Raw genomic sequence first — 255 nt, 5'->3', positions numbered from 1 at the left:
GCTGCGGTAGGTGACGTGGTGGCATACCGCTACGTGATCACCAACAGCGGCAACGTGACCCTGGCCGGACCATTCAGTGTGACAGACGACAAGATTGCGGGCATTGCGGCGGTGAACGGTCCATTGGTACCGGGCGGCAGCGTGACTGCGACAGGCAGCTATACGATTACCCAGACGGATCTGAACAACGGCAGTGTGACCAACGTGGCCAGCGCGAGCGGCAACGGGGTGACCTCGAATACCGATACCGAGACC

Annotated in this window: 1 protein-coding gene; it reads left to right on the top strand. The window is 61.2% G+C overall.

Features of this window, described 5'->3' with window-relative positions; genetic code table 11:
- The coding region (locus B0E43_RS23255; RefSeq protein WP_139352609.1) for a hypothetical protein at positions 1 to 255 on the top strand (255 nt) is incomplete at both ends.

Origin of the sequence: Algoriphagus sp. A40 (genome assembly GCF_002002735.1) — a bacterium.
Lineage (GTDB): Bacteria > Bacteroidota > Bacteroidia > Cytophagales > Cyclobacteriaceae > Algoriphagus.
This window is presented reverse-complemented; position numbering and strand designations above follow the sequence as displayed.